The sequence below is a fragment of the Acinetobacter sp. ANC_7654 genome, assembly GCF_056779855.1.
The window spans coordinates 142,711-168,632 of record NZ_JBWYIR010000002.1 but is presented as its reverse complement, the minus strand read 5'-3'; the positions used below and the strand labels follow the sequence as shown (position 1 = coordinate 168,632).

Genomic DNA, 25,922 nt, shown 5'->3' with positions numbered 1-25,922 from the left:
CGCTCTAATGAGCGGTTTTTTATTGATGCATATGTACAATGCGCATTTGTAAACTGGTATTGCCATTAAAGGTATTTTTATCCAGCTCATAGACCAAGCGAATTTCATTGAGCATCGGATCAAACTGATATTTATCTGCTGCGTTAAAGGCGATTGCCTCTACCACTTGACCATTTTCTAAAGCTACACGCAGTTTCAAGTGCACATCCTTAAGCCAGCGATAATCCAAAATTTTAAATACTCCCTCGAATACAGGCGCAGGAAACATTTGCCCCCAAGGACTTAAATTTTGTAATACGTCCACCGTTTCAATTTGGAAAGCTGAAGCTGGCAACTCCCCATCCGTCCATAAGGTTGCAGTAAACAGACTTTCATCTTGACTGGCAATCAACTGCTCAAATACCTGCTTAAATTCAGCAAAATGTTCTTTTTTAATGGTTAGACCTGCAGCTGCAGCATGCCCACCAAAGTGACTGACAATATGTGGATATTGCTCAGCCACACGCTCAATCGCATCCCGAATATGAATTCCCTCAATTGAACGCGCTGAACCTTTGATATGAATGCCATCTTCATCACGGGCAAAAACGATACTCGGACGATGGAACTGCTCTTTTAAGCGTCCTGCCACAATTCCAATCACACCTTGATGCCAATGTGGCTCAAACATAATTAACGCTGCAGGTATTGCATCCTTATCTAGCTGAATTTGATCTAATGCAGTCAATGCTTCTTGTTTAATTTTACCTTCTACCTGACGACGTTCCACATTGAGTTGATTCAGCTGTTCCGCTAAAGGATATGCTGTAGCCAAGTCGGATGCCAAGAGACATTCGATGCCAATATCCATGGTTTCCATACGCCCTGCCGCATTAATTCGCGGTCCAATCACAAAACCTAAGTCTTGCGCTTTCAGTCCTGCAGGATCACGTTTGGCAATATCTAATAAGGCTGAAATCCCAGGGCGACATAATCCTTGTTGAATCCGCTTTAGACCACTGTCGATTAAGATTCGGTTGTTATAGTCCAAACTGGCAACATCGGCATAGGTCCCAAGCGCAACCAAATCCAAATAGCTGATCATTTGTGCAAAAGACTTGCCCATTTTTTTACGATGACTGGATAGGTTCGCCAACACATAAAAGGCAACTCCTACTCCTGCCAAAGCTTTACTTGGAAACTCACAACCGAGTTGATTCGGATTCACCACTGCCTCAGCCATAGGCGTTGGCTTGGTTGTGAGATGGTGATCGGTAATAATTACTTGCATCCCATGATCTTGAGCTTGCTTAACTCCATCATGACTTGAAATGCCATTGTCGACCGTAATCAACAAATCAGGCGTAAAGTTGGCAAACGCAAGATCTGCAATAGCAGGTGTCAAACCATAGCCATACTTAAAGCGATCAGGGACTAAATAATCAACATCTGCCCCCATGTCACGTAGTGCAAGCATCATCAGTGCTGTACTGGTCGCACCGTCAGCATCATAGTCACCGACAATCACAATTTTTTTGTGTTGATCAATGGCTTGGTCGATCAACTGAATTGCAGCATCTAACCCCTTCATAGTTGGCGCTAATAAGTATTTTAATTTCAGTTCTAGTTCTTGTTCAGATTCAACGCCTCTACGTGCCAAAATTTCGGCAATAAATGAAGGCACGCCCTGAAAATTTTCAGGGCGTGTTAAAAATGGACGTTGCTTGATTTCAAATTTTGGCATTTATGGCATCAATCGTTGTAATTTCCACGCACCGTCGATTTTTTCATAACACAAACGGTCATGCAAACGGTTTGGGCGACCTTGCCAGAACTCATAATAATCTGGCTCTATACGGTAACCACCCCAGAAGCCAGGCTTATCTAAAGTTTGTTGATCTGCCACACGCTCATGCAAATCATTAAAGCGTTGCTGTAGCTCGTCACGGCTCGCAATCACACCACTTTGTGGGGTACTAATATGCGCTGCAATTTGACTATCACGCGGACGCTTATGGTAATAATCAGCGGATTCTTGTTCCGAAATTTTTACCACTCGACCTGAAATGCGAATTTGGCGTTCTTGTTCTGCCCAATAAAACAGAATTTGCGCATAAGGATTGGCTACTAAGTCGAGTCCTTTTTGGCTGTCATAATTGGTATAGAACGCATAACCATTTTCATCCGCACCTCGAAGTAATACGGTACGTACGTGCGGTCGACCATCGGCATTTGCCGTAGCCAATGACATGGCATACGGTTCGTGAAGCTGAGCTTCTAACGCATCGTTAAACCACAATAGAAACTGTTCATGTGGATCAGCATTCACTTGATCCTCATGTAATTCGCCTTTTTGATAATTTAGGCGCAGTTCACTGAGATCTTTAATCAAATCACTCATGAGTCAATCCCCGATTAAGCTGCTGCATTAGCACGTACAGCATCTGCCAAAGCATGTGCCAGTGCAGTCACTTCTTGAAGATTGTCACCTTCAACCATCACACGAATTACAGGTTCAGTCCCTGACTTACGAATCAGTAATCGACCACGACCTTTAAGTTGCGCTTCGGCTTTGGCAAATTCTGCAGCCAATGCAGGTACTGAGTATGGATCAAACATTGCATCTAAACGGACATTTACAAGCACGTTTGGCAGTAATTTAAAGTCAGCAACCAACTCATGCAATGCTTTCTTCTGTTCAACCATGACAGTTAAGACTTGTAGGGCTGCAATAATCGCATCACCTGTGGTGCTCTTGTCTAGAGTTAAAATGTGACCTGAAGGTTCACCACCAATAACCCAACCGTTTTCCTCTAAACCTTGCAGTACATAACGGTCACCAACTTTGGCACGTAGCAGTGGAACTTCTGCTTTTTCAAGTGCTAATTCAAGTGCCATATTGCTCATGAGCGTACCGACAATACCGGCTGGTTTATTGGCACTTTGTGTCGCCAAGATATATAGAATATGATCGCCATCAATCAGCTTTCCATTCTGATCCACTAGAATGACACGATCTGCATCGCCATCAAATGCAATACCCAAATCTGCTTGATGCTCAACAACAGCAGCTTGCAAACTCTCAGGATGAGTTGAGCCACAGCCTTGGTTAATATTCAAACCATTCGGTTCATTATGAATCGCAATCACTTTGGCACCGAGCTCACGGAATACCGCAGGACCCACGTTATATGCTGCTCCATTGGCACAGTCGACAACAATCTTTAAATTGTTTAAATCATAATGGTATGGGAACGTTGATTTACAAAATTCAATATAACGACCTGGAGCATCATCAACACGCACACTTTTTCCTAGACTCGCAATATCATCAATGACAATATCTTTCTCGAGTTCAGCATTAATCTCATCTTGAAACTCGTCTGGTAATTTTTTTCCTTCTGAAGAAAAAAACTTAATGCCATTATCATGATAAGGGTTATGTGAAGCTGAGATGACAATCCCTAAACTGGCATGCAAAGCACGAGTTAAATGAGCAATGGCAGGCGTAGGTAATGGACCCAATAAATGCACATAAACACCAGCTGCGTTTAAACCCGATTGTAAAGCCGCTTCTAAAATATAACCTGATAAACGAGGATCTTTGCCCATCACCACAATCGGTTTATTTCTTTTTGTTCTACGCTTAAGTACTTTACCCGCAGCAAACCCTAATTTGAGTGCAAACTCAGGTGTGATTGGAAATACACCGAATTTCCCACGAATACCATCAGTACCAAAATAACTCATTCATTCTCTCACTTCTTAGCGGGTGATTAACATCATCCTTTTTCAATGCGCACCACTTTACACCAAAATAAAAAAACCGTCATTTACATGACGGTTTTTTTTAAAAATTGTTTTATAACAGGCAATTAACCAACACGGTAATTCGGTGCTTCTTTAGTAATGGTCACATCGTGAACGTGTGATTCAGACATACCCGCAGACGTGATTTTCACGAATTTCGCATTTTGACGAAGATCTTCAATCACTGCAGAGCCTGTATAACCCATAGATGAACGTAAACCACCCATCATTTGATGCACGATGTTGCCCATTGGCCCTTTGTAAGGTACGCGGCCTTCAATACCTTCTGGAACCAACTTCTCAGCACCTGCTTTAGAGTCTTGGAAATAACGATCCGCAGAACCTGTTGCACCCGCCATTGCACCCAATGAACCCATTCCTCGGTAAGCTTTGTAATAACGACCTTGGAAGAATTCAACTTCGCCTGGTGCTTCTTCAGTACCAGCAAGTAAAGAACCCACCATAATCGTACTTGCACCTGCACCGATCGCTTTTGCCATATCACCTGAGAAGCGGATACCACCGTCTGCGATCAATGGAATTTGATCTTTCAGTGCGTTAGCAACAGAATCGATCGCCGAAATTTGTGGCATACCAATACCTGCAACAATACGAGTCGTACAGATTGAACCAGGACCGATACCTACTTTCACAGCATCTGCGCCTGCATCAAGTAAAGCCAATGCAGCATCGCCAGTCGCAATGTTACCGCCAATGACTTGAACTTGTGGGTAATTGGCTTTAACCCAACGTACGCGCTCGATAACACCAGCAGAGTGACCATGTGCAGTATCGACTACAATCACGTCAACACCCGCATCAACCAATGCTTCAACACGGCTTGGAGTTTCTACACCTGTACCAACTGCAGCACCCACACGTAAACGACCTAAGTCATCTTTACAGCTATTTGGATAAAGCTCAGCTTTATTAAAATCTGTTACAGTGATTAAACCTTTTAGTTCGTTGTTTTCGCCAACAACAATCACTTTCTCAATGCGATTTTTTTGAAGAAGTGCCTGAATGTTTTCTTTCGATTCACCTTCGCGAACAGTGACCAAACGATCTTGACCAGTCATGATGTTGCTTACTGGCTGTTCAAGATTAGTTTCAAAGCGTGTATCACGACCTGTCACAATACCAACTACTTTGCCATCTTTCACCACTGGCACACCGCTGATATTGTTCGCTTGCGTAATTGCGATTAACTCACGCACAGTCGTTTCAGGGGTTACTGTAATTGGATCTTTCACCATGCCTGCTTCGAATTTTTTAACACGGCGTACTTCAGCAGCTTGCGCTGCAATATCCATATTTTTATGAAGGATACCAATACCGCCATTTTGTGCCATTGCAATTGCCATACGGGATTCAGTCACCGTATCCATTGCTGCAGACACAAGAGGGATATTCAAATTAATGCCGCGAGTTAAACGTGTCTTTAGAGAGACATCTTTTGGGAGAACAGTAGAGTAGGCAGGGAGTAATAGGACATCATCAAAAGTTAACGCGTCTTGAACGATGGTCAACATAACAGTCTCACTGGTAATTTCCGTGCGCCATTATATACAAATTTTAAGGTAAATTTCATTTCTTATTATCGACAATTTTATGAAATTTACCCACCACCCCTATTTTTATGCAATTTACTATCCGAAAAAATCATAATAAGAGCATATAAAACAGAAGCATATTTTAAATCATTCAAATTAACTGACCTGATCGTAATCGTCATCATTCGACGATGGAACAATTTCAATATCAATTAATGGGATCAGATGATGGGCTTGTCGAGCTTTGGCACATTGCGCATCTCCGGCTTGGACCTCTCTACACGATGAACTGCGAACCGTATAGATCGAGCAAGAGACCTGCTTCCCTATTTCTCCTTCTAGAGCAACGCATCGCGGGTTAGTTTGATTCGTCCCCACCATACAAGCATATACAGGGTTAATATCCTCAACCATCTCGGTAGGGATGTTCATCGCTTCCGCACCATAAAATGAAACACGGAAATAGGCACAACAAGCACCACAACTTAAACACGCATCCTGTGCAGAAATCTGAGAGAGCATTTTTAAATCTCTTAAAAATAATTTTTTAGTGACGAAATCCTAAAAAAACTTAATTTCAAAAACAAGATTTATTTTTATTATATTTATTTACTAATCAATAACTTCCATTAAAAAAATGCACCATTATGAATCACTTTCATGGTGCATTATTTCAATACTATTTATAAATAAACTAAATCTTTTGAAGATTCAGATCTTTATGCGTATACAACCATTTATAAACAATAATGTTGCACTAAAGTGCCCACACCAATGACAAGGAAAATTATTGCGCCAATTTTGTGAATCAAGGAAATAGGTAATCGATTCGCCAATTTATCACCAATAAGTACTGCCGGCGCATTAGCGATCATCATACCTAATGTCGTTCCAGCCATCACCCACCAGATACTGTCAAAACGTGCAGCAAGTGCCACTGTCGCAATCTGCGTTTTGTCGCCAATTTCAGCCAAGAAAAATAAAATAAATGTCGCTCCAAAAACGCCAAATTTTTGCCATTGTTGAATACTTGCTGACTCATCCTCTAGTTCATCAGGGACCAGCATCCAAGCAGCCATAGCAATAAATCCTATTGCTAGAATCCACATGAGGATCTCGGGACTTAAAATTGTTGTAACCCATTGTCCTAGAGCAGCGGAAACTCCATGATTGACAATTGTCGCTAACAAAATAGCAATTAAGATTGGAACGGGTTTACGAAAGCGTGCAGCAAGAAGTAAAGCTAACAATTGGGTTTTATCACCCATTTCAGCTAGTGCGACGATACCTGTAGACAGAAGGAATTCATACATGATGTCTTTCTCTGGCTAGCATAACAAATACCAATGACCCACCATCCCTGCTAGCCAAAAATCCGCAGAATGGTAAATCAAAGGTCTTGCCAACAAAAGAAAGCTCAAATAGAGCTCATTTGGTTCTTTGCTATGATGACCATGCTCGTTTTAGAGCAAATATGTTGACCATCACCTGTTCTATTGCAGAACAGCGGCTACTCCCCAATGAAGTTTATCCATTATAATCCTGGCTTTTTGTTTTTACAAATAAAAACCCCACCGAAGTGAGGTTTTGATTCTGCAGACAAAATACGTTAAAAATATTTAGATGAGCAATGTACGAATATCTTTAAGCAGCTTCGTCAGTTTATTGGTAAAGCGAGCAGCATCAGCACCATTAATGACACGATGGTCATAAGACAATGACAATGGAAGCATTAAACGTGGATCAAAACCTTGTCCATTCCACACAGGTTGCATCGTTGCAGGTGAAATACCCAAGATTGCCACTTGCGGCCAGTTGACAAGCGGAGTGAATGCCGTACCACCAATTGCGCCTAGGCTTGAAATCGTGAAGTTGGCACCTTGCAGATCTTTCGGTGACAATTTCTTATCACGTGCTTTTTGACCCAACTCACCGAGTTCAACTGCGATTTGCTTAATTGATTTTTGATCTGGATTACGTAGCACAGGCACTGTTAAACCATCTGGTGTAGCAACAGCAATGCCCATATGGATTTCTTTACGCAGTAATACGGTTTTGCCATCATCAGACAAATGACCTGCAAACTCACGTTCTTCTTTTAGCAAATGCGCTACAGCCTTGATGATGAATGCCATAATGGTCAGGCTAATGCCTTCTTTCTTAAAGTTGCCTTTAAGCTCATTACGCCATGCTTCAAGCTCCGTAATATCTGCCGCATCGAATTGGGTCACTTGCGGGATATAATTGTTCAATGACAACTGTGGAATAGACACTTGCTGTAAACGTGTTAACGCTTTTTCTTCTACACCACCAAAGGCATCAAAACTTGGTAATTTAGGCAATCCTGCTGGTGCAGCAACTGTCGGTGCAGCAGTTACAGGTGCTGGTGCAGTTAAACGTGTTTTCACATACGCAAAGATGTCTTCTTTCATTAAGCGTGCATGTGGACCAGAAGCTTTGACTTCTGCCAACACAACACCAAGCTCACGCGCCAACTTACGTACCGCAGGACCAGCATATACTTTAGCATTTGCTGCATTTTGCTCTTTGGTCAGCTTATCTGCTGAAGGAGCAGCTGTTTGTACAGGAGCACCAGCTTGCGCAGGGACTGCTTTTGGTGCTTCCGCTTTTGTACTCACTGGTGCTGCTACAGGGGCTTCTGTAACTGGGGCTACTTGACCTTCAGCCTCAATCGTAACTAAAGCCACGCCTTCAGACACGTTTTGACCCAATTCAATATGAATTGCGGTAATCACACCTGTGGTGGTACTTGGCACTTCAACGGTCGCTTTATCTGATTCAACCACAATGATGCTTTGGTCTTTTTCAACCTTATCACCAACAGCCACTAAAATTTCAGCTACAGCAGCTTTGTCTACACCTAAGTCAGGGACAGCAATCTCAACTTTACCTGCTGGCGCTGAAGCAACTGTCACTTTTGTTGATTCTGCAGGTGGTGCCGCTGCAGCTGGAGCAGTCGTCGGTGTAGTTTCTGCAGCAGCTTGCGCCACGTTTGATACTGAAGCTGCTGTTTTCACTTTCAGAATCACAACACCTTCTTTGACTGTATCACCGACTGAAATTTCAATCGATTCAACTGTACCCGCAATAGCACTTGGAACTTCGACTGTCGCTTTGTCAGACTCAACAACAATGATACTTTGATCGGCATCAATTTCGTCGCCCACCGCAACCAAGATCTCACCCACAGTGGCTTTTTCAACACCAATGTCTGGTACTTGAACATCAACAGTTTCAGATGCCGTTGCTGCTTTTGGTGCTTCCACTTGAGATTGGGCTACAGGTTCTGCTTGAGCTTGTGCTTTCGATTCTTCAACTTGTGCTGTAGGTGCTTCAGATGACGTTTGCCCCTCCGCTTCAAGCTCTACCAAAACCGCACCTTCAGCAACTTCGTCACCAAGGCTCACCAAAATACTTTTCACCACACCTGCTGAAGTGCTTGGCACTTCAACAGATGCTTTGTCAGACTCCAACAAAACAATGCTGTCATCGACACTAATCGTATCACCCACTTTGACCAAAATTTCAGCCACTGTAGCTTTATCTACACCAATATCAGGAGTCGTAATTTGCATGCTTAGTTCTCCTCTTTGTAGTCAGCTACAGCGTGAAGTTCAGGCGTTGTTTGAGGTGCCCAAGCGACTGGACGGTCAGTATCTAATTCAAAGCTAGAAATCGCATCTTTAACTAGACGCGCATCTACTTCACCCTCGTCAGCAAGTTTCTTCAGTGTCGCAACAACAATATGTGCAGCATCTACACCAAAGTAGCTACGAAGTTTTGCACGTGTATCTGAGCGACCATAACCGTCTGTACCTAATGCTACAAATGGACGGTTATCTGGAAGGTAAGCGCGAATTTGCTCACTGTAAGCACGCATATGATCTGTTGCAGAAACGACGATACCTTTCGTACCACGCAACTGCTTCGACACCCATGCTTCTTTTACATCTTCAGTAAGTGGATGTAAACGATTATATTCTTCGCACGCCATACCATCACGCGCAAGCTCATTAAAGCTTGTTACGCTGTAGACATTCGAATGAATTTGATATTCATCACGTAAGATTTGAGCCGCTTTAATCACTTCACGCAGAATTACACCTGAACCTAAAAGCTGAACTGTGGCTTTTTCATCTTCCTCAAGTAAATACATACCACGTTTAATGCCTTCTTCAGCACCTTGTGGCATCGCTGGATGCTCATAGTTCTCATTCATTACAGTTAAGTAATAGAACACACGCTCCTGATCCACATACATGCGTTTTAGACCGTCATGTACAATCACCGCAAGTTCATATCCGAAACATGGATCATAAGAAATACAATTTGGAATCGTATTCGCAAGAATATGTGAGTGACCATCTTGATGCTGTAGACCTTCACCATTCAGCGTAGTACGACCAGCAGTTGCCCCCAATAAGAAACCTTGCGCCTGTGCATCACCTGCCGCCCATGCAATATCACCAATACGTTGGAAACCAAACATTGAGTAATACATGTACATCGGGATCATAGGAAGGTTATTGGTTGAATAACTTGTTCCTAAAGCAGCCCAAGCACTCATCGCACCTGCTTCATTGATCCCCTCTTGAAGCATATGACCATCTTTCGCTTCACGGTAATGCATCAACTGCTCTTGATCTTCAGGGGTATATTTTTGACCGTGCGCGGCATAAATGCCCAATTGACGGAACATCCCTTCTAAACCGAAAGTACGCGCCTCATCTGGAACAATTGGTACCACACGGTCTTTAATTGCTTTTTCTTTCAGTAGTGCAGAGATTAAACGTACCATCACCATGGTCGTTGATTGTTGCTTACCATTAGAACCAGCTAACACTGCATCAAATACAGACAACTCAGGAATCGCTAAAGATTCGCTCTCTTTACGACGTGCTGGTAAGTAACCACCTAATGCCTCACGGCGAGCCTTCATATACTTAATTTCAGGCGAGTTTTCACTTGGGCGATAAAATGGAACTTCTTCAAGTTGCTCATCGGTAAATGGCAAGTTGAAACGGTTACGTACATATTTAAGCGATTCAAGTTGCATTTTCTTGATTTGATGCGTTTTATTGACCGCTTCAATTTCTTCAGATAAGCCGTAACCTTTAACAGTTTTCGCGAGAATAACCGTTGGCTGACCTGTAGATTTCATGGCTTCTGCATAAGCAGCATATACTTTGTAAGGATCGTGACCGCCACGATTTAAATTATCGATATCTTCATCACTTAAGTGTTTAACTAACTCTTCAGCTTCAGGATATTTACCAAAGAAGTGCGCACGTGTATAAGCACCACCTTTCACTTGATAACGCTGATAATCACCATCTACAGCTTCTTCCATAATGGCTTTAAGCGCACCAGATTCATCTTTAGCAAGTAGTGGATCCCAATGACGACCCCATACTACTTTAATCACGCGCCAACCTGCACCACGGAATAAAGACTCAAGTTCTTGGATGATCTTACCATTACCACGAACTGGACCATCTAAACGTTGCAAGTTACAGTTTACAACCCAAACCAAGTTGTCTAACTTTTCACGACCTGCCAACGAGATTGCACCAGTACTTTCTGGCTCATCCATCTCACCATCGCCAAGATAAGCCCAAACCTTACGATCTTCTTCTTTAATCAAACCGCGGTTCATCAAGTACTTTTGAATATGTGCTTGATAAATGGACATGATTGGACCCAGACCCATCGATACCGTTGGGAACTGCCAATAGTCTGGCATTAAGTATGGATGTGGGTACGAAGGCAAACCAATACCATCAACTTCACGACGGAAATTGTTTAGATGCTCTTCAGTTAAACGACCTTCCAAGAATGAACGCGCATAAATCCCTGGTGCACAGTGACCTTGATAATAAATCATGTCACCGCCGAAGTTATCACTGTTCGCACGGAAGAAATGGTTAAAGCCAACATCATATAAAGTTGCAGAAGATGCAAAGCTGGCTAAGTGACCACCAAGATCGTCGCCTGTTTTATTGGCGCGAAGCACCATTGCTAAAGCATTCCAACGAATCAAAGCACGAATTCGGCGCTCCATATCTGGATCGCCAGGCATTGCAGGTTGCTCTTCTACTGAAATCGTATTTAAGTAAGGAGTATTTAGACGCTGAATGGGAACATGTTTCGCAATCGCACGTTGATACAGTTTTTCAAGAAGAAAGGCTGCTCTTTCCGTCCCCATATGCTGTAAAACAGAGTCAAAAGCGTCCTGCCACTCTTGGGTTTCTTGTGCGTCGGTATCACCGTAATACGCCATATTACACCTATATTCATGCCTATTTGTATGCCCTATATTTAACATATTTTCGCGATACGCAGTTATGGCTATAAATGAATACGACATTAGACTAATATTTCGATAATAAATAGTACTTGACCATTTATTACACAAATTAACACTAAAACGCCAATATTGCTGTTTTTTTATACAAAGCTTTATTCTAATCTTAAATTTAATCAGGTGACCTGACAGCAAAAACGAAAATCGCCAAGACTTTGCTTGGCGATTTATTCAAACGACTTAACAATGGATGTGTATTAATGAGGATAGATGTGTATTAATGAGGTTTGATAATTAATTAAGGCAACATCGCTAGGTAAGTTGAAGGGTTTTTACGCTGACCATCTTTGACCACTTCATAATGTAAGTGAGGACCAGTACAACGTCCAGTACAACCCACATTGGCAATATGCTCACCAGCAGTGACTTTATCACCTACTTTAGCAATCAAGCGTGAAGCATGTGCATATCGTGTGATATACCCATTACCGTGGTTGATTTCAACATATTGACCATAACCTGTACCCCAACCTGATTTGGTCACTATACCTGGACCAGTTGCATATATTGGAGTTCCTGTTGGTGCAGCAAGATCTAAACCAGAATGGTTTTCAGCACGTCCGCCCATTGTTCGGCCGCCATAATTTGAACTGACACGACCACTTGGAAGTGGGTGTGTCACTAACCATGAATATGCATTATTTGAAGAGTAACGATTTGAACTTGTCGTTGTAGTTTTTTGAGCAGGGTATTTACTATTAAGCAGCGCATTATTTAATTCGATTGGATCCGCCTTCGCTCGAACTGTCACATCGACTTGTGCTGTCGCTGGAATGTCCATGTCATCAGGATGACTATAAGAACCTTGTGATAGTGTTCTTGTTAACTCTTCCAATCGATCAGGATTGGAGGCTTGTGTGGCATCTAATTGAACTAAATCTGCAAATGCAACCGAAGCTGCTGAAGCTGCTAAAGAAAACGCTAATAAAATACGTCGCGTATACATATAAACCTCATTAAACTGTTCTTACTCAAGTCTCTTGTGTGATCTCTTCCTTGATATCGAAAGAAACAAGCGTTTAAGATTAAGACAAAACAATGTAGGAACAATGTATGTCAGAACCAAAAAATATGTTTCAACAAACAAGACAACACATAAAAACAGGAAACTTATCGTTTCTCACAAAGCAAGTTGCTGACTGGCAGAGACTTACAAAATTAATTCAACCGCTATTGCCCAAAAATGAACAATGGCAAGTTGTCTGTTATCAATACGGTATTTTGACCATCACCGGTGAAAATCAAGCCATGATTAGTCAACTCGGTTACCTTCAAAAACAGTATATTTCTCAGTTATCACAAATACCTGAACTCAAAGATTTACAAAAAATCCAAGTTCGTATTCGAGCAAAAAAAGAAATTCCCCAAACACAAACTGAAAATTCCAAAACTTCTTTATGTCCGACAACGCAAGAAATGTTACTCAACGCTGCTAGTTTTGTGAACGATCCTAAGCTTAGCCAAGCTATGATACGTTTGGCAAGCAATAAAAAGTAACAGGACCATTTGATTTAAACGTCATTCACTATTTTAAAGGCGAATTAAGTCACACTTAACAATGTTACACTATAACATTTAACCTGAAGACAATGACTTAGATCACACTTACATATTGAATTGGACAAGACTTTTCGTCATCAAATGTTACAATTTCATAATTAGATGGATCACTCTGAACATTGCGAAGCAGTTGATTATTGAGTGCATGTCCAGATTTGTAACCATCAAACTTCGCAATAATTTGATGTCCGAGTAAATAAAGATCACCCACCGCATCCAATATTTTATGACGTACAAATTCATCAGCAAATCGTAAGCCTTCTTCGTTCACGACACCTGAATCATCAACACCAATTGCATTCTCTAAACTAGCACCCAAAGCTAAATTATTCGCCTTAAGATAATCCAAATCTTTCATAAAGCCGAAAGTACGTGCCTCACTGACTTCATAAACAAATGTTTCCGTTGAGAAATCAATACTGGCAGACTGATATTCTTTGGCAAAGGCTGGGTGATCGAAATCAATTGTAAAATTAAGTTGAAAACCATCATGCGGATTAAAAATAGCGCGCTTATCGTCAATTAATGCTTCTACAGGCTTTAATATTTTTATAAATTTTTTAGGCGCTTCTAGCTCCATCAACTCACCTTGCATGAGTAAATAGATAAATGGACCGGCGCTTCCATCCATAATTGGAACTTCTGAAGCTGATACTTCAATAATCAGATTATCAATACCAAGACCTGCAATCGCACTCATAATATGTTCGATAGTCCCAACTTTGGCATTTTCTTGTACCAAATTCGAACACATAAATGCTTCTTGAATCAGCATCGCATTAGCAGGAATATCTACAGGCGGATTTAAATCAATACGACGAAAAACAATACCCCCATCAGCTACATGTGGTACAAAGTTAATCATTACTTTTTGCCCACTGTGTAATCCGATACCACTCGCTTTCACGACTCGTTTCAGGGTGCGTTGTTTCAACATGTTTCTTCAATATTCATCTAAAATCTAGTATACGTTAGCACATTTAGCCATTGATAAAAATCAAAAAGGTGGCATAAGCGCCACCTTTTCTGTTTGATCATCGTAAACACATTATGTTACATGTTATTTACGCTGTTGATTTTTAAGATAATCTTGAATGCTCATTGGTGCAGATCGAGGCGCCGCAGAAGGCTCAGGGGCTACACTCTCTGGATTCTGACGTTTACTGATTGCTGGAACATCATCTTCATCCAAAGCAGCAGCTTGTCCACCAACTGATGGGTTTACACTCACTGGCGCACGGCGCTTCACTTCCGTTTCATTCGCATTACGAGTTAAACCTGTCGCAATCACAGTAACACGGATTTCATCACGCGCATCTGGATCAAATACTGTACCAAAGAAGACTTCACCTTCATCCAGATCAACAATTTGATTGACAACATCTGTGATAATTTCAGTTTCACGCAAGGTAACATCATTACCGCCAGTGATATTAATTAAAACACCCTTCGCGTTCATAATATTTACGTTGTCAAGCAACGGACTGCGAATCGCAAGACGCGCTGCATCTTCAGCACGATCTGGACCGCTACTCTTACCTTCACCCATCATCGCATAACCGCGTGTGCTCATCGCTGTTTTTAAATCGGCGAAGTCAAGGTTGATATGACCAGGACGCACAACTAAATCAAAGATACTTCGTACCGCGTTAAGCAAGACATCATCCGCTTTGCGATAAGCATCTTGCATCGAGATATCACCATAAACGCTAAGTAGGCGTTGGTTTGGAATGATAATCAATGAGTCAACATGCTTTTCAAGTTCTTCGATCCCTTTTTCAGCAGAACGTTGACGACGACGACCCTCGAAGTTAAATGGAGTGGTGACAACACCAACCGTCAAAATACCCATTTCTTGTGCTATTTCAGCCACGACTGGTGCTGCACCAGTACCAGTACCACCACCCATGCCGGCAGTAACAAATACCATATCTGCACCTTCCAGATGCTGACGGATTAATTCGCGACTTTCTTCTGCTGCAATTTGACCGACATCAGGATTTGCTCCTGCACCTAGCCCACGCGTACTTTGTTGGCCCAATTGGATTTTGAATGGCGCATTCATACGATCCAAAGCTTGTTTATCTGTATTTGCACAAACAAATTTCACGCCTTTGATATCAGATTGCACCATGTGTTGTACGGCATTACCACCACCGCCACCAACACCAAACACAGTAAAACGGGCTTGACCGTTATTATCGGTTTGTTCATCTTCTAAAAATTCAAATGAAGCCATGACCTTAACTTTTCCTAATAAATTTGGCAGTCACTTAAGCCCGTATACTGCCTTGATCTTCAATAATAAAAATTTGTTTTTAGGATGCGTTGCAATCACATTCTTGTCAAGCACATGAAGTTGCTCTTACAAGTTGCAAACAATACTCCCTTAAAAACTAAACTTAAAAAATACCTTTCAATTTGTTATTAAACGCATTCCAACCATTCGCTATGCGCTCTAATAATGGACGCTTATTCACTTCTTCAGGTTGCTCGACTGATTCTTGTAAATCGCTTTGACTAAATAACAGCAGTCCTGTTGCGGTAGAATACATTGAACGTCTTAATGCAGGTAAATGTTGATCATCCGCATATACTTGTAGCGGAGGGTTGCCTAAATGAGCAGAAACACCCAACATACGACGTGATAATGTGATCATACCCTCAATCTGGCATGCATCACCACTTAAAACTACACCGTGATATAAACTTTGTAGCGCACCACGTTGTTGTAACTCATCACGCACCATAGAAAGAATTTCTTCGTAACGTGCAATAATAATCTCTGATAGCTCAATCCGACTGATCGCTTGAGGACCATCGATCGCTTCAAACTCGATCATATGTTCAGGTTTGACTTGCTGTAAATCAACACAACCGTAAAGCAATTTGAGTCGTTCAGCTTCTTCGGTCGTCGTTTGCAATACTGCGGCGATATCACGCGTTACATTTTCACCACCACGTTGAATGGTGTGTGCTAGCACTAAATGACCTTCAATATAAACTGCAATATTGGTTGTACCAGCCCCAATATCCAATAAGCATACACCATACTCTTTTTCATCTTTCAGCAATGCACCTTCAGCCGTTGCTAAACATGAAATCACCATCTTTTCGACAAAAATATTGGCGCCTTTCATTGCACGATCTAAATTTTGCATGGTGCTGATTGGTAGCATCATGAGTTGATAATGCGCCGTCATGCTATTTGCTGAAAGGTTAATTGGATTATGCACCCACTCAGGTGAATCATCCAACTCAAAACCCAATGGGACTGCACTTGCAAGATAATGATCAGAAGTTAAATGACTGGCTTTTGCCATTTCTAAAGCTTTAACCACTTCTGAAGTCGTAATGGTGCGTTCTGGATTAGAAATCGGTGTCCGGCCTGTCGCATAAGCACTTTGCAGTTCTGTACTCGGGATCGATACCCATGCTGAATGCACACGACACTCCGCCATATCTTCTGCTTCTTGTACCGCATTCTTAATCGCAGAGATCACTTTTTCAAGGCTAACAATTTTTCCTTTGTTCATGCCTTTATTTCGCGCAGTCGCCATACCGATGACCTGGATATTATCCGGCGCATGCACTTTACCAATTAGAACTGAAACTTTATGTGTCCCAATGTCTATCGCAACAACTGAGGGAACAGCCTCATTCATGATTCACTACCATTTTCTTCATTGTTTATATCTGGCTTATGCCTATTTTTAAAGCCACGTATTATGGCTTTGCAACTCTTGAATCTGCAATGTTAATGTCATTAATGGTTACAACAAACTGACCATTTATAATCTTTGGTGGTGTCGCATTTTTCCATTGAATCGCCAAGCCATTTCGGTAACGTAAGTCAATCGCTGAAACTCTTGGCCAAACCACTTTCAGATCTGCTTGAGATAAGTGACTCAATCGTTGCAGTTTGCTCATGGTCTGATCCTGATCCACAATAATACGTAAACCCGAATCGAACTGCATAAACCATGTCCGACGATCTGTTAAATATAGCTCTTTCAAACGCAGATTAACTGGACTAAACAGTTGATTAATTTCATGATAACGTCTCATCATGACTTTTGACTGATCTGACGGACCATGCATAAGTGGTAAATTAGCGTGATTTCTAGAATATGCCTCTGTATACACCACACCCTGATCACTTAACAGACGTCCTGTTCCCCAACGTGCAATCGGATGTTTCGGAATAACACGAACCTTAATACCGTCTGGCCAAGCTCTAGAGATGACCACTCGATCTACCCAAGAAATCTCTAATGCCTTATCACGAATTTGCTCAAGATCAGCAGTAAAATAATTGCCTGTAATGGTAGGCATTAACTGCTGTTTTACTTGACTAATTTCAGGCTCGGCTTGCAGACCAACCACATCCAAAGATGCTACCTTTGCACTGGTCATGACGCTATATAAGCCATAAATCCCGACCAAAAGTACACAACATGCAAAAATAAGCATGACCCAACCACCCGCATTAATCATTTTCTCTTTGCGAGTCGGTGGTTTGTCATGAATCGATGTAATCGCCGCACGTTTGCGACGCATCGATGGAGGTAGTTGAGCCATAACTTAGTGTGATTCTTTCGCTAAGGTTTGCTCTAAAATAGCCAAACACAAATCTTCAAAACTATAACCTACTGCTTGAGCTGCTTTTGGTACCAATGAATGACTGGTCATGCCTGGAACAGTATTCACTTCTAGCAGCCAAAATTGACCTTGCTCGTCCTGCATAGCATCAATTCTACCCCAACCACTTGCCCCAACAGCTTGAAACGCTCGTAAGCAAAGCGCTTGTAAACTTTTTTCTTCAGCTTCACTCAAACCACAAGGGATACCATATTCAACATCATTACGTTGGTATTTAGCTTCATAATCATAAAAGGCTACATCAGCTGGAGGTTGTAAACGGATGACTGGTAATGGTTGACCGTTTAAAAATGAAATCGTAAATTCACGACCTGTAATCCACTTCTCAGCCATGACCACGGCATCATGTTGAGTCGCTTTTTTAATTGCTTCAGCTAAATCCTCTGCTTTCTCAACCTTACTCATGCCCACACTCGAGCCTTCGTGCACGGGCTTGATAATCAGTGGTAATCCAAGCTCTGCAACGAGTGCTTGTGCATCAGTATCTTTAGAAACAATGCGGTATGGCGCTGTAGGAAGTTCAGAACCTTGCCAAATTTGCTTGGTCTTTACTTTATCCATTCCGATAGCCGACCCCTGCACACCAGTTCCAGTATATGGAATATTTAACCACTCTAATGCGCCTTGGATTTGACCATCTTCTCCACCACGACCATGTAACACAATAAATGCACGATCGTAATTTACCAGTTCAGTCACACTGCGTTCTTGAGGGTCAAAACCCTCTGCATTCACCCCTGAACGTACCAATGCTTCAAGTACAGCCTTACCACTATCTAATGACACCTCACGCTCTGCAGATTTACCACCAAGCAATACAGCAACTTTGCCGAATTTAGAAGCATTTGACACGTTTAGTTCCTTAAACTTATAAAATTTTCAATTTAGCCAAATCATCAAACGACGATTATTTTAAATAGAGCTGGTTCTGAGCAAGCTCAATTGAAATTGCTCCAACGTTACCCGCACCTTGAGTCAATAACAAGTCATTTGCTTGTAACACTTTTTGTATCACATTTGGCAAATTCCCTTCTACTGGATCAATCAAGATTGGTTCAACATCACCACGCAATCGGATACTTCTTGCCAATGAGCGACTATCTGCACCAACAATCGGCTTTTCACCTGCAGAATATACTTCTAATAGCAGTAATTGATCGACTTGTGACAAGACATCAACGAAATCATCAAAACAATCACGTGTACGGCTAAAACGGTGAGGTTGGAACATCATCACAAGTCTACGATCAGGATGACTTGCACGCGCAGCTTTAATCGTTGCTTCAACTTCTTTTGGATGGTGACCATAATCATCAACCAGTTTGACCGTTCCATCACCTAACTCAAATTCACCTTGAATTTGGAAACGACGCCCTACACCACTAAAACTTTCTAAAGCACGAGCGATTGCAGCATCAGATACACCTTCATCAGTTGCCACACCAATCGCAGCTAACGCATTAAGGATGTTATGCAAACCAGGCATATTAATGGTTAACTTGAGTGGCTCTTTGTTTTTACGAAGCACTGTAAAATGTGATTGCATCCCTTCTTGTACCACATCTATAGCACGAATATCGTTATCTTCGTTAAACCCATAAGTTAAAACAGGTCGACCAATACGTGGCATGATTTCACGAATATTTTGATCATCGCCACACACTACGGCTAAACCGTAGAACGGAAGTTTCTGCAAGAATTGAACAAAAGTATCTTTCAACACATCGAAGCTACCACCATAAGTATCCATATGATCAGCATCAATGTTGGTAACAATAGCGGCCATTGGTTCTAAATATAGGAATGAAGCATCAGATTCATCTGCTTCAGCTACAATATAACGACTCGCACCTAAAGCAGCATTTACTCCAGAGCGATTAAGCAAACCACCAATCACGTATGTCGGATCCATGTTTTCTTCAGCAAGCATACAGGTCACCAAACTTGTCGTTGTGGTTTTACCATGTGTACCTGCAACCGCAATACCATGACGGTAACGCATCAACTCGCCCAACATTTCCGCACGACGAACTACAGGGATACGTGTTTCAATCGCTGCTTTAATTTCTGGATTTTCTTGGTCAATCGCAGTCGATACAACCAATACATTCGCACCCTTAATATTATCAGCAGCGTGTCCGATATGAACTTTAATGCCATTTTCTTCAAGCTGTGCAGTGGTTTTAGAGGCTTTAATATCCGACCCTGAAACTTTATAGCCTTGGTTTTTTAAGACTTCCGCAATCCCGCACATTCCTGCACCACCAATACCCACAAAATGGATATGCTTGATACGGCGCATTTCAGGAATTTTAATCAGGTTTTTTGCTTTATCAGCTGGGTTCGTTGAAGACATAATTTTCTCTAAAACTTACAAATCTTGAATTAAACCAACCACACGCTGAGTTGCATCTGGTTGAGCTTGTTGACGTGCTTTAACAGCCATTTCCGTCAACAATGTACGGTTCATGAGTGGCAATAAAACTGTTTTTAATGAATCAGGAGTGAGTGTCGCTTGTGGACAAATTTTTGCAGCATTAATATCTGCTAGGAATTTGGCATTCGCGGTTTGGTGGTCATCTACTGCACTTGGCAAAGGTACAAATACGGCTGCAACACCCGCAGTAGCAATCTCAGTGACCGTCAGTGCACCAGCACGACAGATTACAAGATCGGCATTGGCATAGGCTTCCGCCATATTTTCAATAAACGGTTGAACTTCTACCTGTAAATGATCAGGAGCATCGGCATAACGTGCCCGCGTGCTATCAGCATGATTTTGACCACACTGATGATAAACACTTAAAGGAACATCTAATTGTTTCAGTGCTTCGGGTACGCGCTCGTTCAATGCTTGTGCGCCCAAAGAGCCGCCTACAATTAAAATTCGAATAGGCTGATTGGCTTTTTCTCGCTCTTGATATCGCCAAGCAGGGCTCAATATCGCAGAAATTTCCTTACGTACGGGATTACCTGTAGTCACGATTTTATGATTTTCTGGAAATGTTTTCGGGAATGCCTGACAGACCGTTTTAGCAACACGAGCCAATTGGGTATTGGTGAAACCCGCTACTGCATTTTGCTCATGAATGATGACAGGAATACCAAGAATACGCGCAGCCAAACCACCAGGACCTGCAACATAACCGCCAAAACCAGCGACTGCATCTACGTTTAATCGTTTCATATAGCGCATTGCGCTAAGCGTTGCTTTTAAAATTTTAAAAGGGGCTTGCAGCTTACGGACGATTCCATTGCCACGCACACCCTGAATATCAATTTGATAAATTGGAATTTGGTGATTTTTAAGCAAGCGGTTTTCCATACCTGAAGGCGTTGCCAACCATGACACTTCGACACCTTGCTGTTGTAATTCCTGAGCAACTGCTAGGGCAGGAAATACATGTCCACCTGTACCTGCAGCCATCATCATGACATGTTTAGGTTGTTTATGCTGAGCTTGTGTCACGGTCTAATTCTTCAAATCTAAGAGCTAACAGAAAATTTTATATAAGGCATCAATTGTAATCACAATCGTATATCCATGAAAGTTTATTTACTTTTTTTCACGGACCCTTTAATTGTTTTTTTCATATGATTTCAGAGTTTAAACTAGATTTATTATGAGGTGTGCCTTTTTTATGTATTTTACCATTCGATCTAGTTTATAACGCACCAAAATAATGATTAATGTGCACATTAAAAACCACCACAGTATTGGCTCTATTGTTCCTTCGTATCTGCGCTACCACCATATTGGATATAAACTTATGTCTAAATGGTATGAGGCAATAGTTCTATTTATGATATTGCTATATCTCATTGAGATTCAGCTCGCGAATAAAAGGATTTTTAAACGCAAATGTCAAAAATATCATCTTATGACATTTGGATTATTTTGGCAGGCTACCTTGCTGCAATTCATGTCGGTAAACTTTCTGCTGTTATTCCAATTCTTCAAAAAGATTTAAATCTAAGTTTCACCCAAGCAGGCCTATCCTTATCACTGGTTCAAGGTGCTGGAATGCTATTTGCCCTGTGTATTGGTGCTGTATCTGAGAAAATAGGACTCAAAAAATGTCTTATTTTTGCACTCATTCTATTGGGGATGAGTAGTTTTGCAGGCTTATGGATTGATCATAGTATTAGCCTTTATTTTTTTCGATTTATGGAAGGCATTGGATTTCTCACCATTAGTCTTTGCGCTCCCGCAATTTTAAAACGCCTAAGCACGCCTGAAACCATGAATTTTAAAATGGGGTTATGGAGTTCTTATATGGGAGTTGGGGTTAGTCTTGCTATTTTGACCATCCCTGTATTACTCGAATGGCTCAGTTGGCAACACATTTGGGCATTATTTGGTGCCTTTTGTTGGCTGGTTGCCTTGATGATTTACCATTTTTTACGTTATGACGATAAGCAAACCACTGTAACGACAAAGGCACTGAGCACATCAACCTCCAACTCTTTTTTATCTATTGTTAAAGTCACCGTGACCCATCCACCCATTCTCTGTCTAGCCGTTATCTTTGCTTGCTATACCAGTCAATGGATCACACTCACAGGTTTTTTACCCAGTCTTTATGTCTCATTCAATATGGATTTAAAGCTTGCAGGAATTTTGGTGTCAATGGTTGTATTATCTAACTTAGGTGGAACCTTTGGCGCAGGCGTATTACTTCAAAAAGGCATATCTCCTTTTAAATTACTTCAATTTAGTTTTTTAAGTCTAATTTTATGTAGCTGGGTTGTATTTTCACAACCCTATTGGTTGATTTTTGAGTTGCAATATTTGTGCGCTATTTTGTTTTCTTTTATCGGTGGCATTATTCCGACGACCGTCTTTGCCAATACGCTTAGATACGCACCACAGGTCAATGCAGCAGCATCCAGTATGGGCTTAGTGCTGCAAATTTCTGCATGTGCGCAGTTCCTTGTTCCCCCAGCAACAGCAGCTCTCGTTTCGTCTTCTCACCAGTGGTCCAATGCCGCATGGGTTACCGTAAGTCTTTCCACCCTAGGACTATTGACCAGCTATTATTTATTTAAAATATATACGCAAAAAAAAGAGCCTATTTAGGCTCTTTTTTGCAGATCAGCTAACGTCCAGCTTCCAAAACATCAAATAATGTATCTGCGATAGAAGTACCAAATTGTGCGTCTATTTCACGTATACACGTTGGACTAGTCACATTAATTTCTGTTACATAGTTTCCAATGACATCAAGACCAACAAATACCAGCCCCTTCTCACGCAAGAATGGTCCAACTTTAGCAGCAATCACCTTATCATTTTCAGTCAACGGACGTGCTTCACCACGCCCACCAGCAGCAAGGTTACCTCGCGTTTCACCATTTTGTGGGATACGCGCTAAACAATATGGAATTGGCTCACCATTGACCATCAGAATACGCTTATCTCCATCCACAATTTCAGGAATATAACGTTGCGCCATAATCGGTTGCTGCCCCATTTGAGTCAACATTTCCAAAGTTGAACCGATATTTGCCCCTGCAGCAGTTAAACGGAAAATCCCCATACCGCCCATCCCATCTAGCGGTTTTACAATCACATCTTGATGTTCAGCAATAAACTCTCGGATTAAACTTTGCTGTGAAGTTACCAAAGTCGGAACCTGCAGTTCTGGAAATTGTGTAGCGAACAGCTTTTCGTTACAGTCTCGCAAACTTTGAGGTTTATTGATAATCCAGGAACCTTCACGTTCCGCTTGTTCCAGAATATAAGTTGTATAAACAAAGTTCATATCAAAAGGTGGATCTTTACGCATGAGTACAACATCGTATGCGGCTAAAGATTCTTTCTGTTTTTCACCAAGTTCATAGTAATGATTATAATCCTCAAACACTTTAAGTGGTGAGATCAAACCAAAAGCTTTGCCTTGATCGATATATAAATCTTCCTGAAGTGCATACCCTAACTCATGACCGCGACGTGCAGCAGCCCAAAGCATTGCCATGGTCGAATCTTTTTTGAGGTTTACATTTTCGATGGGATCCATCACCACAAGTACGCGCATGATCTGTTCTCTATTTTATCAATGAAGCGATTATAACGAAGTTTAGTGAACGATCTACTGATCTATCAAAGGATCAATTGTATAAATTCAGAGAAGCTCTTTCCTATTTCTGCTGAGCACTAGAATTTGGATTCATATCAAACTACTAAAAAAAATAATAAAAAACGGCGCAATGAGCGTCAGGAAAAATCCACTGAGAATTGCAATTTGTACATCTAATGGTGAACAATTGTTTTTTACAAAGGGTAAAGTCGAGTCCATCGCCGTGGCACCACATACACCAATGATTGGCTTTGGATAACGCTGACCTAATAAATACAACAATGCAATCGCATAAAACTCTCGTACAAGATCTGTGATCAAAGCAAAAGTTCCCTGCTCAGGTCCTAAAACTTTAGCAACTAAAGGACCAGAAAGAGAGAACCAACCAAATCCACTCCCCATCACAACGAGTTCGACAAAAGATTGAGTCATGATATGACTCGTCAAATAAGCCGCAATAAATAGTGCAATGATTGAAAAAAATGGCACTTTAATATGATTCATAGTGAGGGCTTGAATTTTAATCGTAGACAAATCCACTCCGATTAAAAAAATCAACACATACAATAGTATCGCGCTTAATATTTCCCCTGATAAAGTCTTGGGTAATAGCCAATATAGCCCCATCCCGATCAACACCATTCCAATCGCAATCAAGCATTCGGTAATAGGTTTGAGCATATCCTTGAATGATTTTTGGTGCTCAGCCTTAAAGTGGCTACGATTAAATAAAAGTCCAAAGGTAATCACACTTAACACTGTAGAATAAATAAAAGCTTCAATTAATATTTTTGAACCAAGATCTTTATCAAACAAGACACTGCCAAATTGAAAGCCTATAGAGATGAGGAGCAACCACACCAAAAACGTAATTTGACCAACCAATATATTGCGAACTTGAACGTTTGCAGCTTTACCTATGCCCCAACCCAATATAAGAGAAATGAGAATAGGTAAAAGCGAAATTATTAAATTTTGAATCATATTTTTTGCTTTGTAAGAGAGAAATCAATCAAAATCATCCAGCGCTCACCAGCCTCAGCATTTGTGCCTTGATCTATTTTTCTAATAGGTGATACATAATGTGAAACTGCTGGATCGTGTACAGCAAAACTTTCAGAAGCTTGTCTCAACGTAAATTTTTGATAAATATTATAATTATTTACCTCATCTAAACGCTTATTTCTTTCCTGAGGTGATGCAATAAAGTTTTCACCTCCTTCAATGTTATTGCTCCTATAAAACAAATGAGCAAATGTGAATGGCTCACCATCCTGATGAAAACAATTAGGCGAACTAATTCCTAGCTGATCGGCATGAGTTGAACGCAGTTTGACAAAATGGACACCCACGTAAATTGGCAGATAGGCATTTTCCAAACCAAAAGTAAGTTGATAATCATCTACAATCAAATCATTAAGATATTGCGTAGATTTAGCTTCTTGGCTCAACGCGTTAAAATAACGAATCGACTGATGCTCGGGATTGTTCCCTCCCTGATCATATCCAGATAACTCCTGCCCTATATTATCACGCACTGTCGGCAACCAAATAGGCTTAAGATCTTTTTCCCAAGGTAAAATTAAGGCATTTCCGTATCTTCTAAACCTTTGAGTATGTGTAGGTGCAAAAGGATCTTTTTCAAGTTTTTCAAACTCTTTAGCTAGTAATAGTTTAGAAAAATGATCCACCTCTATAGATTTATAATGTAGATACCCTTTTGCTTTGAAGGTATTCTTCAAATCAATTTCTTGATGTTTTATAGCAGTCAAATTGCTATACGATTCAGTATTAGCGTCTAATTGATCAAGCACAATTAATCCTTAAGAATAACTAAATAAATATCATAGTTACGCTAAAATTATTACGTTTTTATTAAGGTTTACTCACAAA

At 41.1% G+C, this 25,922-nt stretch carries 21 protein-coding genes and 1 riboswitch; of the genes, 2 read left to right on the top strand and 19 right to left on the bottom strand.

Going from position 1 to position 25,922, the window contains the following annotated elements; translation table 11 throughout:
* Positions 1-19: 19 nt before the first annotated feature.
* The 9 genes from recJ to AC1M86_RS02945 form a co-directional block, all read right to left on the bottom strand.
* Positions 20-1,723 (bottom strand): single-stranded-DNA-specific exonuclease RecJ, encoded by a 1,704-nt coding sequence (gene recJ, locus AC1M86_RS02985; RefSeq protein WP_481595746.1) that lies wholly within the window; start codon positions 1,721-1,723, stop codon positions 20-22.
* Complete coding sequence (pdxH, locus tag AC1M86_RS02980; protein ID WP_481607213.1) at positions 1,724-2,380, bottom strand: pyridoxamine 5'-phosphate oxidase; 657 nt, start codon at positions 2,378-2,380, stop codon at positions 1,724-1,726. It abuts the gene before it with no gap.
* Positions 2,381-2,394: 14 nt separating this feature from the next.
* On the bottom strand, positions 2,395-3,729 hold the full coding sequence (gene glmM, locus AC1M86_RS02975) for a phosphoglucosamine mutase (RefSeq protein ID WP_035265813.1): 1,335 nt from the start codon (positions 3,727-3,729) through the stop codon (positions 2,395-2,397).
* Positions 3,730-3,854: 125 nt separating this feature from the next.
* Complete coding sequence (gene guaB / locus AC1M86_RS02970; RefSeq protein WP_035265814.1) at positions 3,855-5,321, bottom strand: IMP dehydrogenase; 1,467 nt, start codon at positions 5,319-5,321, stop codon at positions 3,855-3,857.
* 177 nt (positions 5,322-5,498) lie between these two features.
* Entirely contained in the window at positions 5,499-5,864 is a 366-nt protein-coding gene (locus AC1M86_RS02965; protein WP_179999146.1) for a YkgJ family cysteine cluster protein, read from the bottom strand.
* A 215-nt stretch (positions 5,865-6,079) separates the two neighbouring features.
* Complete coding sequence (locus AC1M86_RS02960) at positions 6,080-6,655, bottom strand: TMEM165/GDT1 family protein (protein WP_481607212.1); 576 nt, start codon at positions 6,653-6,655, stop codon at positions 6,080-6,082.
* A gap of 75 nt (positions 6,656-6,730) precedes the next feature.
* Positions 6,731-6,873: riboswitch (yybP-ykoY riboswitch) on the bottom strand.
* An 88-nt stretch (positions 6,874-6,961) separates the two neighbouring features.
* Positions 6,962-8,938, bottom strand: a complete 1,977-nt coding sequence (locus AC1M86_RS02955; protein WP_481607211.1) for a 2-oxo acid dehydrogenase subunit E2 — start codon at positions 8,936-8,938, stop codon at positions 6,962-6,964.
* A gap of 2 nt (positions 8,939-8,940) precedes the next feature.
* Complete coding sequence (gene aceE, locus AC1M86_RS02950; RefSeq protein WP_092766512.1) at positions 8,941-11,643, bottom strand: pyruvate dehydrogenase (acetyl-transferring), homodimeric type; 2,703 nt, start codon at positions 11,641-11,643, stop codon at positions 8,941-8,943.
* A 322-nt stretch (positions 11,644-11,965) separates the two neighbouring features.
* Positions 11,966-12,673 (bottom strand): M23 family metallopeptidase, encoded by a 708-nt coding sequence (locus AC1M86_RS02945; protein WP_481607210.1) that lies wholly within the window; start codon positions 12,671-12,673, stop codon positions 11,966-11,968.
* A 107-nt stretch (positions 12,674-12,780) separates the two neighbouring features.
* Here AC1M86_RS02945 and AC1M86_RS02940 point away from each other — a divergent pair, with 107 nt between their 5' ends.
* Complete coding sequence (locus AC1M86_RS02940; RefSeq protein ID WP_481607209.1) at positions 12,781-13,224, top strand: DUF721 domain-containing protein; 444 nt, start codon at positions 12,781-12,783, stop codon at positions 13,222-13,224.
* A gap of 97 nt (positions 13,225-13,321) precedes the next feature.
* On the opposite strand, the gene lpxC is transcribed toward AC1M86_RS02940, so the two are convergent.
* The 7 genes from lpxC to murG all read right to left on the bottom strand — a co-directional run bounded on the left by lpxC (position 13,322) and on the right by murG (position 21,418).
* Positions 13,322-14,224: a UDP-3-O-acyl-N-acetylglucosamine deacetylase gene (gene lpxC / locus AC1M86_RS02935; RefSeq protein WP_481607208.1), complete on the bottom strand. Its 903-nt coding sequence runs from the start codon at positions 14,222-14,224 to the stop codon at positions 13,322-13,324.
* A gap of 123 nt (positions 14,225-14,347) precedes the next feature.
* Positions 14,348-15,526 (bottom strand): cell division protein FtsZ, encoded by a 1,179-nt coding sequence (ftsZ, locus tag AC1M86_RS02930; RefSeq protein ID WP_481607207.1) that lies wholly within the window; start codon positions 15,524-15,526, stop codon positions 14,348-14,350.
* 163 nt (positions 15,527-15,689) lie between these two features.
* On the bottom strand, positions 15,690-16,952 hold the full coding sequence (gene ftsA / locus AC1M86_RS02925; protein WP_035265831.1) for a cell division protein FtsA: 1,263 nt from the start codon (positions 16,950-16,952) through the stop codon (positions 15,690-15,692).
* Positions 16,953-17,013: 61 nt separating this feature from the next.
* Positions 17,014-17,868: a cell division protein FtsQ/DivIB gene (locus tag AC1M86_RS02920; protein WP_035265833.1), complete on the bottom strand. Its 855-nt coding sequence runs from the start codon at positions 17,866-17,868 to the stop codon at positions 17,014-17,016.
* A gap of 3 nt (positions 17,869-17,871) precedes the next feature.
* Positions 17,872-18,801, bottom strand: a complete 930-nt coding sequence (locus AC1M86_RS02915; RefSeq protein ID WP_035265835.1) for a D-alanine--D-alanine ligase — start codon at positions 18,799-18,801, stop codon at positions 17,872-17,874.
* 55 nt (positions 18,802-18,856) lie between these two features.
* Positions 18,857-20,305, bottom strand: coding sequence for a UDP-N-acetylmuramate--L-alanine ligase (gene murC / locus AC1M86_RS02910; protein WP_481607206.1), 1,449 nt, complete (start codon positions 20,303-20,305; stop codon positions 18,857-18,859).
* 15 nt (positions 20,306-20,320) lie between these two features.
* Positions 20,321-21,418: an undecaprenyldiphospho-muramoylpentapeptide beta-N-acetylglucosaminyltransferase gene (gene murG / locus AC1M86_RS02905; RefSeq protein ID WP_481607205.1), complete on the bottom strand. Its 1,098-nt coding sequence runs from the start codon at positions 21,416-21,418 to the stop codon at positions 20,321-20,323.
* 393 nt (positions 21,419-21,811) lie between these two features.
* Here murG and AC1M86_RS02900 point away from each other — a divergent pair, with 393 nt between their 5' ends.
* On the top strand, positions 21,812-23,029 hold the full coding sequence (locus tag AC1M86_RS02900; RefSeq protein WP_481586876.1) for an MFS transporter: 1,218 nt from the start codon (positions 21,812-21,814) through the stop codon (positions 23,027-23,029).
* Between the two features lie 19 nt (positions 23,030-23,048).
* Here AC1M86_RS02900 and gshB read toward each other — a convergent pair whose 3' ends face one another.
* The 3 genes from gshB to AC1M86_RS02885 all read right to left on the bottom strand — a co-directional run bounded on the left by gshB (position 23,049) and on the right by AC1M86_RS02885 (position 25,843).
* Entirely contained in the window at positions 23,049-23,987 is a 939-nt protein-coding gene (gshB, locus tag AC1M86_RS02895) for a glutathione synthase (RefSeq protein ID WP_035270267.1), read from the bottom strand.
* 132 nt (positions 23,988-24,119) lie between these two features.
* Positions 24,120-25,013, bottom strand: a complete 894-nt coding sequence (locus AC1M86_RS02890) for a LysO family transporter (protein WP_481607204.1) — start codon at positions 25,011-25,013, stop codon at positions 24,120-24,122.
* Positions 25,010-25,843 (bottom strand): 2OG-Fe dioxygenase family protein, encoded by an 834-nt coding sequence (locus AC1M86_RS02885; RefSeq protein WP_081403308.1) that lies wholly within the window; start codon positions 25,841-25,843, stop codon positions 25,010-25,012. Before AC1M86_RS02885 ends, AC1M86_RS02890 begins: the two co-directional genes overlap by 4 nt.
* Positions 25,844-25,922 lie beyond the last annotated feature (79 nt).

Excerpts from the sequence above, each read along its gene's own strand:
- AC1M86_RS02940 (WP_481607209.1), top strand. The coding sequence starts at position 12,781 with ATGTCAGAACCAAAAAATATGTTTCAACAAACAAGACAACACATAAAA.
- pdxH (WP_481607213.1), bottom strand. The coding sequence starts at position 2,380 with ATGAGTGATTTGATTAAAGATCTCAGTGAACTGCGCCTAAATTATCAA.
- ftsZ (WP_481607207.1), bottom strand. The coding sequence starts at position 15,526 with ATGGCTTCATTTGAATTTTTAGAAGATGAACAAACCGATAATAACGGT.
- AC1M86_RS02890 (WP_481607204.1), bottom strand. The coding sequence starts at position 25,013 with ATGATTCAAAATTTAATAATTTCGCTTTTACCTATTCTCATTTCTCTT.
- lpxC (WP_481607208.1), bottom strand. The coding sequence starts at position 14,224 with ATGTTGAAACAACGCACCCTGAAACGAGTCGTGAAAGCGAGTGGTATC.
- gshB (WP_035270267.1), bottom strand. The coding sequence starts at position 23,987 with ATGCGCGTACTTGTGGTGATGGATCCCATCGAAAATGTAAACCTCAAA.
- AC1M86_RS02945 (WP_481607210.1), bottom strand. The coding sequence starts at position 12,673 with ATGTATACGCGACGTATTTTATTAGCGTTTTCTTTAGCAGCTTCAGCA.
- AC1M86_RS02965 (WP_179999146.1), bottom strand. The coding sequence starts at position 5,864 with ATGCTCTCTCAGATTTCTGCACAGGATGCGTGTTTAAGTTGTGGTGCT.
- ftsA (WP_035265831.1), bottom strand. The coding sequence starts at position 16,952 with ATGAATGAGGCTGTTCCCTCAGTTGTTGCGATAGACATTGGGACACAT.
- guaB (WP_035265814.1), bottom strand. The coding sequence starts at position 5,321 with ATGTTGACCATCGTTCAAGACGCGTTAACTTTTGATGATGTCCTATTA.
- murC (WP_481607206.1), bottom strand. The coding sequence starts at position 20,305 with ATGTCTTCAACGAACCCAGCTGATAAAGCAAAAAACCTGATTAAAATT.
- glmM (WP_035265813.1), bottom strand. The coding sequence starts at position 3,729 with ATGAGTTATTTTGGTACTGATGGTATTCGTGGGAAATTCGGTGTATTT.
- AC1M86_RS02900 (WP_481586876.1), top strand. The coding sequence starts at position 21,812 with ATGTCAAAAATATCATCTTATGACATTTGGATTATTTTGGCAGGCTAC.
- AC1M86_RS02920 (WP_035265833.1), bottom strand. The coding sequence starts at position 17,868 with ATGGCTCAACTACCTCCATCGATGCGTCGCAAACGTGCGGCGATTACA.
- aceE (WP_092766512.1), bottom strand. The coding sequence starts at position 11,643 with ATGGCGTATTACGGTGATACCGACGCACAAGAAACCCAAGAGTGGCAG.
- AC1M86_RS02955 (WP_481607211.1), bottom strand. The coding sequence starts at position 8,938 with ATGCAAATTACGACTCCTGATATTGGTGTAGATAAAGCTACAGTGGCT.
- AC1M86_RS02960 (WP_481607212.1), bottom strand. The coding sequence starts at position 6,655 with ATGTATGAATTCCTTCTGTCTACAGGTATCGTCGCACTAGCTGAAATG.
- recJ (WP_481595746.1), bottom strand. The coding sequence starts at position 1,723 with ATGCCAAAATTTGAAATCAAGCAACGTCCATTTTTAACACGCCCTGAA.